The organism is Helicobacter sp. 23-1046, from assembly GCF_053654635.1.
Genome location: NZ_JBSIUS010000001.1, coordinates 664,787 through 677,754, shown reverse-complemented (window position 1 = coordinate 677,754; position 12,968 = coordinate 664,787). Strand labels below are relative to the sequence as shown.

General features: G+C 39.3%; 12 protein-coding genes. All 12 read right to left on the bottom strand.

The features are described from left to right. Window positions 1–13: 13 nt before the first annotated feature. Window positions 14–847: a YihY family inner membrane protein gene (locus tag ACWIUJ_RS03260; RefSeq protein WP_454168930.1), complete on the bottom strand. Its 834-nt coding sequence runs from the start codon at window positions 845–847 to the stop codon at window positions 14–16. 18 nt (window positions 848–865) lie between these two features. Next, complete coding sequence (locus ACWIUJ_RS03255) at window positions 866–1,924, bottom strand: tetratricopeptide repeat protein (RefSeq protein ID WP_454151805.1); 1,059 nt, start codon at window positions 1,922–1,924, stop codon at window positions 866–868. Between the two features lie 139 nt (window positions 1,925–2,063). Next, entirely contained in the window at window positions 2,064–2,939 is an 876-nt protein-coding gene (locus tag ACWIUJ_RS03250) for a hypothetical protein (RefSeq protein WP_454168928.1), read from the bottom strand. Between the two features lie 35 nt (window positions 2,940–2,974). Then, a complete protein-coding gene (locus ACWIUJ_RS03245; RefSeq protein ID WP_454168926.1) occupies window positions 2,975–4,120 on the bottom strand; it encodes an N-acetylmuramoyl-L-alanine amidase family protein in 1,146 nt (381 codons plus the stop codon). 2 nt (window positions 4,121–4,122) lie between these two features. Then, window positions 4,123–5,211, bottom strand: a complete 1,089-nt coding sequence (locus ACWIUJ_RS03240; protein WP_454168924.1) for a nitronate monooxygenase — start codon at window positions 5,209–5,211, stop codon at window positions 4,123–4,125. A gap of 14 nt (window positions 5,212–5,225) precedes the next feature. After that, the gene (gene tyrS, locus ACWIUJ_RS03235; RefSeq protein ID WP_454151812.1) at window positions 5,226–6,482 is read right to left on the bottom strand and encodes a tyrosine--tRNA ligase; all 1,257 of its coding nucleotides are present in this window, start codon (window positions 6,480–6,482) and stop codon (window positions 5,226–5,228) included. Window positions 6,483–6,496: 14 nt separating this feature from the next. Next, window positions 6,497–8,644, bottom strand: coding sequence for a RelA/SpoT family protein (locus tag ACWIUJ_RS03230; protein WP_454168922.1), 2,148 nt, complete (start codon window positions 8,642–8,644; stop codon window positions 6,497–6,499). Window positions 8,645–8,690: 46 nt separating this feature from the next. Continuing rightward, window positions 8,691–8,921: a DNA-directed RNA polymerase subunit omega gene (locus ACWIUJ_RS03225; protein ID WP_454151816.1), complete on the bottom strand. Its 231-nt coding sequence runs from the start codon at window positions 8,919–8,921 to the stop codon at window positions 8,691–8,693. A 63-nt stretch (window positions 8,922–8,984) separates the two neighbouring features. Beyond that, window positions 8,985–9,758, bottom strand: a complete 774-nt coding sequence (fliR, locus tag ACWIUJ_RS03220) for a flagellar biosynthetic protein FliR (RefSeq protein WP_454151818.1) — start codon at window positions 9,756–9,758, stop codon at window positions 8,985–8,987. A gap of 30 nt (window positions 9,759–9,788) precedes the next feature. After that, the gene (gene xseB / locus ACWIUJ_RS03215; RefSeq protein WP_454168920.1) at window positions 9,789–10,013 is read right to left on the bottom strand and encodes an exodeoxyribonuclease VII small subunit; all 225 of its coding nucleotides are present in this window, start codon (window positions 10,011–10,013) and stop codon (window positions 9,789–9,791) included. Window positions 10,014–10,035: 22 nt separating this feature from the next. Beyond that, a complete protein-coding gene (guaB, locus tag ACWIUJ_RS03210) occupies window positions 10,036–11,481 on the bottom strand; it encodes an IMP dehydrogenase (protein ID WP_454151822.1) in 1,446 nt (481 codons plus the stop codon). 37 nt (window positions 11,482–11,518) lie between these two features. Continuing rightward, window positions 11,519–12,919: an Asp-tRNA(Asn)/Glu-tRNA(Gln) amidotransferase subunit GatA gene (gene gatA / locus ACWIUJ_RS03205; RefSeq protein WP_454168918.1), complete on the bottom strand. Its 1,401-nt coding sequence runs from the start codon at window positions 12,917–12,919 to the stop codon at window positions 11,519–11,521. Between the last annotated feature and the right edge of the window lie 49 nt (window positions 12,920–12,968).

The following is a 12,968-nucleotide window of genomic DNA, read 5'->3' as shown; positions in this document are numbered from 1 at the left end:
TTAGGGTGCTTGCTTAGGCAAGATTCTCTTTGGCGTTTCTCCCAAAATCACTAGAAAATCCCTCACAAAAGCGCATTCCACAAAGCACAATAAACCAAGAAATATAAATCCACAGCATTAAAAACAATAAAATGCTAATTTGTCCATACATACTTTTATAAGTTTGGTTGTAAAAAATATAATACATAAACCCCCACTTCGTGATAAGCCAAACTGCCGTGCTAAGAAAACTTGAGAGTGCAAGCGAGATGAATGGTAGGCGTTTGTTTGCCGAAATCTTAAAGAGCAAGAAAAACATCACCCAAGTAATAAAATAGGGCAAAATCTCAAACAAAAAGCTAAAATCCGCCACACCCTTAAGCGTTTTTTGCACTTCGCCACTAAAATAAATCGAAAGCGCAAGCGAAATAGGAAAAAGCGTAATCATCGTCCAATACACAATAATAGAATCTAAGAATCCTCTAGGCTTAGAGTTAAACATTTTGGTAGAAACATACTCAAAGTTACGAAAAAATAAAATCGAAGTCGCCAACACATACGCCAAACCCATCATTCCAAGTTTTGAACCATTTTGGATAAATGTATCAAGGTATTGGGAAAATACATCAGAGTTCGTAGGCACGAGATTTGAAAGGAGCATTTCTTTGATATGTTGCACTTCGCTTTGAAATTGAGGCAAACTCAATAAAATAGAAAAAAACACCAACAAAAGTGGAATGAGTGCAAAAATACTATAATAGCTCAAAGATGCCGCATAAATAAGCGGTTGATTTTGCTCGAAGTAATCATATATGCGCTTACACTCACCACGCGCAACGCCATACAATGCACTGAGTTTTTTACGCATATAAATCCTAAATGTTTATTAAAACCCTAGCAAGCCACCAAGTGTATTAGAGGATAAACCACCATAATTCATCATTGAAGCGTAATTCCTACATCCACCATCTATGCCATAATCACACGCCAACCCAAAGAGCTCTACTGCACGCGCTTTGTTCTGCTTCACACCTGAGCCACTATCATATAACACACCTAAGTTATTGCAACTTTGCATATGACCGCCATCACACGCGATACTAAAATACTTCGCCGCATAATAATAGCTTTGCTCTGCGCCCTCTTCGCCTTTAGCATAAAGATAGCCTAGATTCCCACACGCGACTAAGTCTCCTTGCTGGCAAGCAACATAATTCATCTCTAATATACCCATTTTGTCTTTAGTCATTCCATAGACATTGTTTGTATTTGTCATCAAGCCTAAATTATAGCACCCCAAATCACTTCCTAAATTACACGCCGAGCGATAAGCCTGTAAAGCCTTTGCATAATCTTTTTGCACACCAACGCCATTGGCATACATCCAGCCTAAATTCGTGCAAGCAAGACTATCGCCACCAGAGCACGCCACTGTGTATAAATCAGTCGCAAGTTTTTTGTCTTGGGTAACTCCATTACCGCTATCATAAGCAAGAGCGAGATTCGCACACGCAGTAGCATCGCCACCAGAGCACGCTTGGGCGTAATACTTTACCGCTGTATTTGCATCTGGCACACCATTTGTCATTCCGTGCATATAGATAAGTCCGCTACCAAAGCAACCAGCAGCATTTCCAGCCTTGCAAGATTGGGTAAAAAGCTCTAAGGCTTTGTTGTATTCGCCCATTTTTGCAAACGCCATCGCGGAATTTAGTGCTGCATTAGCATTTCTCATTTGCTCATTAAATTGCTCAACAGCGTTATTTTCTGCGGTTTGCTCGGGAGTTGGCTCAAGCTGTGGAAGTTGAGGTTGAGAATCCTGTGTTATGTTTTGTTCTGGGGTTGGTTCTTGTTTAATAGTAGCATCTTGGGAATCTATGGGCTCTTCACCAAAGACTAAATGCGCGCCAATCATTAGCATTACAAGAAATATGACTTTTTTCATTGCTCTCTCCATAGATAATGTGAAAATTTCACTATGAGTAAGCAAAAAAAATGCCAAATTATCAAAGTGTCTTTTGTAGGCTAAGAATCCAAAACTTTAGTAGAGCAAATAAAAACTAAAAAACACGGTTAAAGAGATTTTAGGGAAAATTCTCATTTAGACTCCCCCCCCCCCCCCGAAGTATATATGCACTACCCCACTCTACAATCCAGCTCACAAAGACAAACGCATACATCATATAACGCACTACAAAATAATCCAAACTTGACGCCAAAACTACTGAACACAGCAAAACACACACCATTCCTGCAACAAACACAGCAACATTGGCGTATCCAAAAAAGTCAAGTTTATGGCGATTTCTCATAAATACAGCAACAAAAAGTGCCACGCCACACAAAAGAGCAAACAAATCCAAGTAATCAAAAATATTTTCTCTATAATAATATGGCTGAAACGAACAAGCAAAAAGTGCCATAACAACGATACAAAGAGATGGGGAAATAAAAGAAAGAATCCTACCAACAGCACTTTGGGAATCTGCCCGCAAACCAAAGAGAGTAAAAATAAGTGGCAAAAAAATAAAAAATACATATATAAACACACTAAGCAAAATACGCACCTTATACCCGAGCAAAATCTCCCACGCGTCTCTTTGCTCAATGCTAGATTCTATGGATAATAGCGCGTTTATATCCTGTTCTTGTGTATCTTGCGTATAAAAAGCAATGCTAATAAAACCAACACAACACACAAACATAAAAAGACTTAAAAAAATATTTGTTTTCTTCTTAATCGCACAAAAAATCACAAAAAATAATGACAATCCAGCCCCACAAAGCAAAATAGTGGTTTTTATTACATCAAAAACATTGCCATCACGCACAAAAATAAAAAAGATATAAGAAAAAGTCTCCGTGTAAGCTGAACCCAAAATGCTTATCATAATCCAACAAAAAAGCGCGAAAAAGATACTAGAGAGGACGGTGTGAGTGCGATTAGTATAAACTTTCATTTGTTTTGCCTACCTTGTTATGAAATTATACAGCCTTAATTTTTCTCAAAATACTCATCAATTCCATCAGCTATGCCTTGAGCTATGAGTTTTTGATAGTCTTTTCTTGTAAGTAATTTTCCTTCTGTGGCGTGTGAAACATAGCCAATTTCTATAAGAATTGATGGCATTAACGCACCTGCTAGCACCCAAAATGGACCATCACGCACACCACCATCAATAGTATTTTTATGTTTTTTACGCACAGATTCTAGCATACCGCCTTGAATATCCACTGCCAGCTTGCTTGAGGCAATGAGACGATGAGTATTGATAATATTAAGTGTGATTTGCTTAGAAAAATAGTTGGTTATTTCAATATCGCCAATATTTTCGGCTTCTACAACCTTAAGCGAACGCTCAGAACGATTGTTAGAAAGGAAATAGGTTTCTATGCCACTTGGAGATTTTTTTCCCTTAGGGATAGAGTTTGCGTGTATAGAGACAAACAAATCCGCATTTTTATCATTGGCTAATTGTGTGCGCTTAATTAAATCAATAAAAGTATCCTTATCGCGCGTCATAAATACATTATAGCCACGCTTTTTAAGCTCTGTGCTTAGGACTTTTGCCACTTCTAAAACAATAACTTTTTCACATACTTTCGCCACACCCATAGCACCGCAATCTTTGCCTCCGTGTCCGGGGTCTATGGCGATAACTTTCTTTTTCTTGCTACTAGATGTAGAGTTTGTTTGTGGTTTGGGCTCTAGTGTTTCTTTGGTTAGTGATTCTTTTGAGGGAGATTCTTTGGTGTTTTTATCTGTTTGGGTGGATTGTGCTTGAGAAGGTTTGGAATCTTTGACGCCAAACTTCACATAAAGATTCTCTTTTTCTTTGATGAGTGCGTAGTCTTTTGTTGGCTTAATGACAATACGCACGATTTGTGGCGTGTTTTGCGCAATGGTAGCAGTAGAATTATCCTTAAAAGCAAAATTTTTCTTGCCTACAACTAAGATTGATTGTATATCGACAAACACTCGCCCATCATTTAGCTTGCTTTCTTTTAATTCTAACCCTGCAATCTCACTATCAAAAACAATTTTTAGATTATTATCCCCAAATGGGACAATATTAAGAATCTTATGCTCACCAAAAGCTAAAGATAAACAACATAGTAAAGAAAGAATAAAAACACGCATACCTACTCTTTATCACTTGTGAGTTCGGTGATAATCTCTTTAACACTTTGGATTTTTTGGATTTTATATCCATTTGCTCCTGTGAAATAAAGTCCATTTTGCAAATCACCCAAATGCGCAGCTCCTAAAGAATCTGCAATGCAATATCCCACTTTTTTAGCCTCTACACCGCGTTTGCAAGGCGAAACACAATTACTCACACAAGCGACTTTGGGCGCATTTCCCTCTTTAATGCGTGATAAAACGCCCATCTTTATCGCACGCGCAGGATACCCCACAGGAGACTTCACAAGCTCAATATCATCTTTTTGCACGCTTGGCATAATCTCTCTATACGCCACAGCATCACATTCATAACTTCCCAAAAATCTCGTGCCCATTTGCACGCCCTGTGCGCCAAGTTTAAAAATCCTATCAATATCATTTCTATCCCAAATGCCACCCGCAGCAACTATGGGGATATTCCCCCATTTTTTACTCTCATTAACCACCTCAGGCACGATAGATTCTAATTGACACTCTGGTTTGAAGCAATCTTCATAGTTAAAGCCTTGATGTCCGCCACTTAGCGGTCCTTCGACAACCACTGCATCGGGAATCTTGGCATATCTATCCATCCAACGCTTACAAATAATACGCAATGCTTTCGCTGATGAGACAATAGGCACAAGCGCAACATCGGGGAAATTTTTAGCAAATTCTGGCATATTAGTTGGCAATCCTGCGCCTGTAACGATAATATTTGCTCCAGCCTCGCACGCATCTCGCACCACGCGCCCATATTCATTGATAGCATAGAGGATATTTACACCTAGTGGAGCGTTATCACAAATCTTTCGAGCATTTTTGATAATTTCATTTAAGGCTTGCTTAGAATAAAAATTTATCGCCTCAAAGGGCTTTGAACTAATGAGCTTTTGTGCAAACTGCATTTTTTTGTAGTATCCTGTCCCAACGGCACTTACAATGCCTAAAGCACCCTCCTTTGAAACATTCCCAGCCAAGTTATCCCAGCTGATACCCACACCCATACCACCTTGAAATATGGGGTATTTGATTGTATGTTTTCCTATTTTTAGCGGTTTAAGCATTTAATATCCTTATTTTATTGTATGAGTATTTTTGCGAACTTCCTCTTACCCACTTGCAAAGTATATTCGCCTTTGTTAAGCTTAAGATTCTCATCGCTCACCTTTTCTCCATCAAGTTTGAGCGCACCTGCTTTAATGTCTCTGCGCGCTTGTGAAGTCGAAGCACATAGATTAGATTCTAGCGCAATTTTGCAAATCCACTCACCATTTTGGAATACAAAAGTAGCAATATCACTTGGAATTTCCCTATTTGTAAAAATTTTATCAAATTCTTCTTTGGCTTGCAAGGCAAGATTCTCATTATGATAGCGAGCAGTAAGCTCTAAGGCAAGATTTTCTTTGGCTACTTTTGGGTGGAGTGTGCCTTGTTGTACTTGGGATTGTAAATGGTGTATATCTTTAAGACTTTTTGTAGAGAGCAACTCATAATACCGCCACATCATAGAATCCGAAATACTTAAGATTTTAGCATACATTGTCTTTGCTTCCTCTGTTACGCCAATATAGTTGCCTAGTGATTTGCTCATCTTTTGCACGCCATCAAGCCCCTCTAAAAGTGGCACGGTAAGCACACTTTGCTCTTTATTAAGCCCATAGGCGCGCTGCAGTGTCCTACCAACAAGCAAGTTAAACTTTTGGTCGTTTCCTCCAAGCTCAATATCAGATTCCAACGCCACAGAATCATACCCCTGCAAAAGCGGATACATAAACTCCACCATAGAAATGGGTTGATTATTTTTATATCGCTTTGTAAAGTCATCGCGCTCAAGCATTCTAGCGACAGAAAATTTTGAAGTGAGATTGATGATTCCCGCTGTGCCAAGTGTGCCAAGCCATTTAGAATTAAAGCAAACCTCTGTGTGTGCAGAATCTAAAATTTTAAACACCTGCTCTTTGTAAGTAAGTGCGTTTTGTTCTACTTCTTGCTTACTGAGCGGTTTTCTGGTCTCGCTTTTCCCGCTTGGGTCGCCGATTGTCGCAGTAAAATCCCCAATCAAAAACTTCACATCTCCGCCAAACTTTTGAAAGGTAGCAAGTTTTTGAATAAGCACAGTATGTCCCAAATGTAAATCAGGCGCGGTAGGGTCAAAGCCCGCTTTGACAATAAATCGCTCTTTAGTATGTAAAAATCTCGCCACTAACGCACGAATATATTCCTGCCCGATAAATTCTGTGCAACCGCGCCCTATTTCATTCATAGCGTCTTGTAATTCTTGTTTCTTTTTGGAATCTAGCTCGTTTTCAAAGTCGTTGAGATTTGTTTGCTTCATATATTTACTCCATTTTAAGAATACGCATCTTTTAATGCACTAAATTCAATGATTTTGTATTGAGATTCTAGCGTATTTTTCAGTGTTTTGACACTCCCAGCAAATTCAATAAACACTTCACAAAATGTAGAAAATGTGCTATTCATTCTATCGTAATCTACTTTCAGTATGCGTATTTGATGTTTGGCTAAAGTGCTTAAAAACTGCCCTATTACTCCGCGTTTATCCTCAAAAGCGACAATAATTTTATACACAGCCTTTTGGTTTTGCGCCCATTGAGCAAAAACCATTTGTGTATCTTGCTTGATTTGTTCATTTGCCCTCGCACAAAGTTTATGATGGATAAATATTTTATTTTCGTTTTTTATAGCGATGATTTCATCACCATATTTTGGCTGACAGCAATAATCAAACAACGCCTCGTTAATAGAAAAATTGCTAAATACGACAATGTTATCAAGTCTAATCTGACGCACTTTGAAGCGATTATTAAGCTTAAAAAAATCTAAAACTCCCTTTTGTTTTTGCAAATGTGTCCTTAAATAATTTTTTGTATTTTTAAAAAAACCTCTGTCGTGCATTATTTTATGCACTTGAGAATCTAAATTATAATCCTTTAGATACTCTTGTATTTGTGCTGGGGTTCTTTCAAACATTGTGGATAAAATATTTATCGCAGAAATCCTATCAACTTCTTTAATGCGAGATTGGCACGAGATTCTAATTTGAGACTTTGCTTTAGAGGTTTTAATCGCGTCAATCCAACTACAACGAGGCTTGACCTCTTCATTCTCCTCAGCCGTGATGATACGCACAATATCGCTGTTTTTAAGTGGTTGGAGCAATGAGGCTTGTTGGTTATTCACATACGCGCTTTTTGCTCTATTCCCCACATCGGTATGCACAGCATAGGCAAAATCAAGCACCAAAGCACCGACAGGTAAGTTATAAGTATCGCCCTTTGGTGAAAATACGACAATATCCTCTTTGTATAAATCATTTTTAGCAAGCTCATAAAACTCCTCAATGGATTGGTCTTGATATTGTAAATTGCTTACCCAATTTAAATTTGGGTCTATTCCACCGCGCTTATACTTCCAATGCGCCGCGATTCCATATTGTGCGGATTTGTGCATATCAAAAGTGCGGATTTGCACTTCAAAAATGCTTGATTTATCAAAAATAGTGGTGTGGATTGTTTGATAGCCATTTTCCTTTGGAATTGCGACATAATCCTTTAAACGCGAAACCACAGGCTTAAGGTTAAGGTGCAAAATACCAAGCACTTTGTAACAATCAAGTGGCTTTTTGACGATTATGCGCACTGCAAGCAAGTCTAGGATTTCATCAATGCTAACGCCTTTGCGTTGCATCTTTTGATAAATAGAATAATACCGTTTGATTCGATGTTCGACCTCAAAGTCCTTATCTTTATAGCCATTGGTTTGTAATAAAGTGCGAATAGAATCTATAAAAGAATTCAGTTTTAAAATAATGGATTGGTAGTTGTCTCTAATATACGAGTCAATTTTCTCATATTCTTTGGGAAAAAGATAAAAGAAACTCTTATCCTCTAATTCGGCTTTAAGCGATGAGATTCCAAGTCTATGAGCGATTGGCGCATAGACAAGAAGTGTTTCCTCTGCGATGCGCACTTGCTTGTGATGAGGGAGTGCGTCTAAAGTCAGCATATTATGCAATCTATCGCAAATTTTAATCACAAACGCTCGAATGTCTTTGATTGAAGCAAGCAAAATTTTACGAAAAGAAAGCGCGGAAGCGACAAGTTTTTCATTGCTCGCATTGCCAATTTCTTCTTCGCGAATTTCTACGATTTTTGTGAGCGCATCGACTAAATGAGCAATTTCCCAGCCAAAGCCCTGTCCGACATCTTCTATCGTGCAGTGCGTATCTTCGACTGCATCGTGGAGTAATGCCGCACAAATCATCGTCTCATCGCCACCATAAAATGCTACGATACACGCCACACAAATAGGATGAACGATATAAGGGATACCGCTTTTGCGGAGCTGTCCTTGATGATATTCACTAGCACATTGGATTGCTTGTTGGATTTTAGGGGTTAGTGGCGTTAGAGATTGGAGTTTATTTATAGCCAAATCGACACTATCAACCACTCCAACTTTTTCAAAAAAACTCAAAACTACATCCTTGCCTCATTTTCTTTGAGAATCCATAGAGAAGATTCTAAAAAAAATCAGCATTTTCGTCTTGGATTTTCTCTAGTGTTACTTTTCCTTCAGCTATTTCAAATATAGCAATATCAGTGAGTTTATGAGTCTTTGTATTCATATTTTCTACAAGCACGGGCGCACCAAGACTTAGTTCCTTTACGCGTGCAAAGATGAGATTTGATAAAATGTAGCGGTCATTATTAAGTCTATCAAGGGCTTTTGCGACAATTTGTTCCATTCTCATTGGACTTCCTTACATTGGATTTAAGGCGACATTCTAGCCAAAAAATCATTTATTTTAGCTTAATTATGGTGCAAAAATAGACTTCATTGCATAAAACGCACTATCTAGCTCACGCTTAAAGTGCATATACATTGATGGGAGGATAACAATCAACACACAAAAAGCAATAGCAATTTTTACAGGGAATCCAATAACAAGCAGGTTAAATTGCGGATGTGTTTTCATAATCATACCAAAGATAATATCTGAAAACAAAATAATCGCTACAATAGGAAACGCCATACTAAAGCCCACGACAAACAAGGACGCCAACGCACCAGCAAAATGCGCCATTCCTTTTGGCTCAAAGACAAAACTCCCCACAGGCACAGAATCCAAACTTTGAGCAATAAGCATAAGCACAATATGATGAAAGTCAAAACTTAACGCAAGCAATAAAGCTAGGATTGCTAAAAGTTGCGCTATGATAGGCTTTTGTGCTCCTGTTAGAGGGTCATAGGCACTCGCCATTGTAAGTCCCATAGAAAAGCTAATAATCTCGCCACCAAAGCTAATCATCGCAAACACAATCTGCAAGCATAATCCCGCTAAAAATCCAAACAACAACTCAAAAAGTCCAGCCACCATTAAATCAACCACTGTGATTTGCCCTAAATTATATTGGGCTAATGGAAAGCAAACCAAAGTCATAAAAAATATCATTGCTCCACGCACACTTACAGGGATAAGCGTGGAATCAAAAAATGGAAAAAACGCAAACACCCCGCTAAAACGCATTAACAACAATAAGAAAGTAACAACATTCAAATCATTTGTAAGTAGTGGGACAATTTCCATTTACACGCCTCCTTGCGCTACGAAGTTATTTTAAGATTTCATTTTTTGGGTAATTTCCTCAAATTCCAACTTGGCAGATTCTAACATATCTTGGGCTTGTTTAAGAATCTCTGTGCCCTCTTTAAATAAAAGCAACGAATCTTTTAATCCAATATCATTCGCATTGAGCTTAGCGACAACTTCTTTTGCCTGTGCTATAAGCGTTTCAAAATCTTTTTGTTCGCTGCTTTGCTCTAATAATGTCTTTTGTGCCATATTATTCCTTATGTTTTTAGGTTTATCCGTGATAATTTGGTGCTTCTTTAGTAATATCCACATCGTGCACATGAGATTCTCTCAAGCCTGCGGCTGTAATCTCCACAAACTCTGCTTTACGCCACAATTCTTCAATGCTTGATGAACCAAGATAGCCCATAGAGCTACGAAGTCCGCCTGTAAGCTGATGGATAACTTCGCTAATTTTCCCACGATATGGCACACGCCCCTCAATCCCCTCTGGGACGAGCTTATCTTGTGCTGTCCCCTCTTGGAAATATCTATCCGCACTCCCTTTATTCATCGCACCAATGCTCCCCATACCACGATAATTTTTATATTGTCGCCCTTGATAGAGGATTAAATCACCCGGTGTTTCTTCTGTGCCTGCGAGTAGCGAGCCTATCATCACACTAGAAGCACCAATAGCCAAAGCTTTTGCGACATCACCAGAATATTTTATCCCACCATCAGCGATAATTGGCACATTGTGCTTTTTGGCAGCTTGTGCGCACGCATCAATGGCAGAAACCTGTGGCATACCAACGCCCGCTACAATACGCGTAGTGCATATTGAGCCCGGACCAATGCCGACCTTTATCCCATCAGCACCCGCCTCTATGAGAGCTTTTGTGGCACTTGCTGTTACGACATTCCCCACCACGACATCAACGCTAAGTTTTTTCTTTACCTTTTTGACCGTTTCAATGACATTTTTAGAATGTCCGTGCGCAGAATCTAACACCAACACATCAACTCCCGCATCAACTAGCTCTTGCGCTCTCTCTATATCAAACACACCAAATGCTGCGCCCACACGCAATCGCCCAAAATCATCTTTGTTAGAATCTGGATATTCAATGCGCTTATGAATATCCTTAATGGTTATAAGTCCTTTTAGAGTATTATTTTTCCCAACTATTGGGAGTTTTTCGATTTTGTGCTTTTGCATCATTTCACGCGCTTGCTCAAGTGTCGTGCCTACACTCGCTGTGATAAGGGGCATTTTCGTCATCACATCGCCGACTTTTTTCTTTAGATTGGTCTCAAAGCGCATATCACGGTTAGTTAAGATTCCAATAAGTTTGCTATGAGAATCCACCACAGGCACGCCAGAGATTCTGTAATTATCAGTAATTTGCTTTGCCTCTGCTAAAGTAGCGTCCGCTAAAATGTAAATAGGGTCAATAATAACACCACTCTCGCTTTTTTTTACCTTTCTTACTTGGTCTGCTTGAGATTTAATGTCCATATTTTTGTGGATTATACCAATCCCACCAGCACGCGCCATAGCAATAGCAGTCCTATATTCCGTTACTGTGTCCATCGCTGCAGAGACAATGGGAATGTTAAGTGTAATGTTTTTACTCAAACGAGTACGCAAACTCACATCTTTGGGTAAAACCTCCGAATACGCTGGAATAAGCAACACATCTTCAAATGTTAAGGCTTTTTGTAGTGATTTCATTTATTCTCCCTTAATTATTTCTTATTTATACAATCTCTTATGAATTTCCAAGTTCCTTTTGCAATCCATACGCGACATTTAAAATCTCTTGCTCAGCTCCAAAAGCACCGATAAACTGCATTCCAATGGGAATCTCTTGTTTATCACTACTTGATGGCACGCAAATAGCAGGCAATCCAGCGAGATTCACACCAATAGTGTAAGTATCGCTAAGATACATTTCAAGTGGCGTGCTAGTCGCACCAAATTTTGGTGGGATTGTTGGAGCAATGGGCGTTAGCAACACATCGCAAGACGCAAATACATCGCTATATTGAGATTTAATGTATTCACGCATTTTTTGTGCTTTTAAGTAATACGCATCATAATATCCACTGCTAAGCACAAAGCACCCAAGCAATATACGCCTTTTGACTTCCTCACCGAAGCCTTGCGAGCGTGTGTTAAGATAAAGTTCTTTGAGATTGTTTGCTTGTGCCCTACTCCCATATCGCACGCCATCAAATCGCGCAAGATTAGAGCTGGCTTCTGCTGTGCTTAAAATATAATAAGTTGATATGTGATAATCTGTCTCTAGCATTGGCTTTTGTGAAAGAGCATTTATGTCTATGATAGTATGTCCCATTGATTGAAGTATTTTTATAATTTCCTCATATCGCTTTTGTGTGGGCTCATCAGCTTTTTTTAGCCACTCTGGCAAGATTCCCACCTTGTAGCGCACATTGCTATCAAGGTTTTTAAATGTATTAGTCGCTGGGAGAGCCAAAGAAGTAGAATCTGCGCTATCGTGTCCGCTAATACTATCAAGTAAAATCGCACAATCTTCGACATTCTGCGTGATTGGACCCACTTGGTCTAGGCTTGAGCTATACGCCACAAGTCCATAGCGACTCACGCGCCCATAGCTTGGCTTTAACCCCACGCAACCACAAAAACCAGCAGGCTGACGAATAGAGCCACCCGTATCGCTCCCAAGAGATGCAATAGCAAGCCCCCCGCCTACCGCAGCTGCTCCACCGCCAGAGCTACCACCCGGCACACGCGAAATATCACGCGGATTTTTCACGCGCCCATAGCAACTCGACTCACTTGTGCTTCCCATCGCAAACTCGTCCATATTAGCGCGTCCATAACCACACATTCCATTTGCGTGGAGATTCTCAATTACGGTGGCATTGTATGGGGATTTATATCCTTTTAAAATCTTGCTCGCACAGGTAATTTCCCAATCCTTAACACTAATGTTATCTTTAATGAGAATTGGCACGCCTAGTTTATTTTGCGTCTGCGTTGTGCTTGTAGAAATGGGAATCTCGCCGTTAGATTCCATAATATAGGCATTGAGCTCAATATTTTGTGCGACTTTTTGTTTAATTTGGGTAAAAACCTCTTGGAGCTGTTCTTGGTTTAGGCTTAATGCCTGCTTTAGTGTAATCATTACAAAACCTTAAATAAAACAAATTTTGCGCACATTATAGCATTTAGAG

Bases quoted from the DNA above. Each gene is read 5' to 3' on its own strand.
- gatA (WP_454168918.1), bottom strand. From the start codon at position 12,919: ATGATTACACTAAAGCAGGCATTAAGCCTAAACCAAGAACAGCTCCAA.
- ACWIUJ_RS03250 (WP_454168928.1), bottom strand. From the start codon at position 2,939: ATGAAAGTTTATACTAATCGCACTCACACCGTCCTCTCTAGTATCTTT.
- ACWIUJ_RS03260 (WP_454168930.1), bottom strand. From the start codon at position 847: ATGCGTAAAAAACTCAGTGCATTGTATGGCGTTGCGCGTGGTGAGTGT.
- tyrS (WP_454151812.1), bottom strand. From the start codon at position 6,482: ATGAAGCAAACAAATCTCAACGACTTTGAAAACGAGCTAGATTCCAAA.
- guaB (WP_454151822.1), bottom strand. From the start codon at position 11,481: ATGAAATCACTACAAAAAGCCTTAACATTTGAAGATGTGTTGCTTATT.
- ACWIUJ_RS03255 (WP_454151805.1), bottom strand. From the start codon at position 1,924: ATGAAAAAAGTCATATTTCTTGTAATGCTAATGATTGGCGCGCATTTA.
- ACWIUJ_RS03245 (WP_454168926.1), bottom strand. From the start codon at position 4,120: ATGCGTGTTTTTATTCTTTCTTTACTATGTTGTTTATCTTTAGCTTTT.
- ACWIUJ_RS03225 (WP_454151816.1), bottom strand. From the start codon at position 8,921: ATGAGAATGGAACAAATTGTCGCAAAAGCCCTTGATAGACTTAATAAT.
- xseB (WP_454168920.1), bottom strand. From the start codon at position 10,013: ATGGCACAAAAGACATTATTAGAGCAAAGCAGCGAACAAAAAGATTTT.
- ACWIUJ_RS03240 (WP_454168924.1), bottom strand. From the start codon at position 5,211: ATGCTTAAACCGCTAAAAATAGGAAAACATACAATCAAATACCCCATA.
- fliR (WP_454151818.1), bottom strand. From the start codon at position 9,758: ATGGAAATTGTCCCACTACTTACAAATGATTTGAATGTTGTTACTTTC.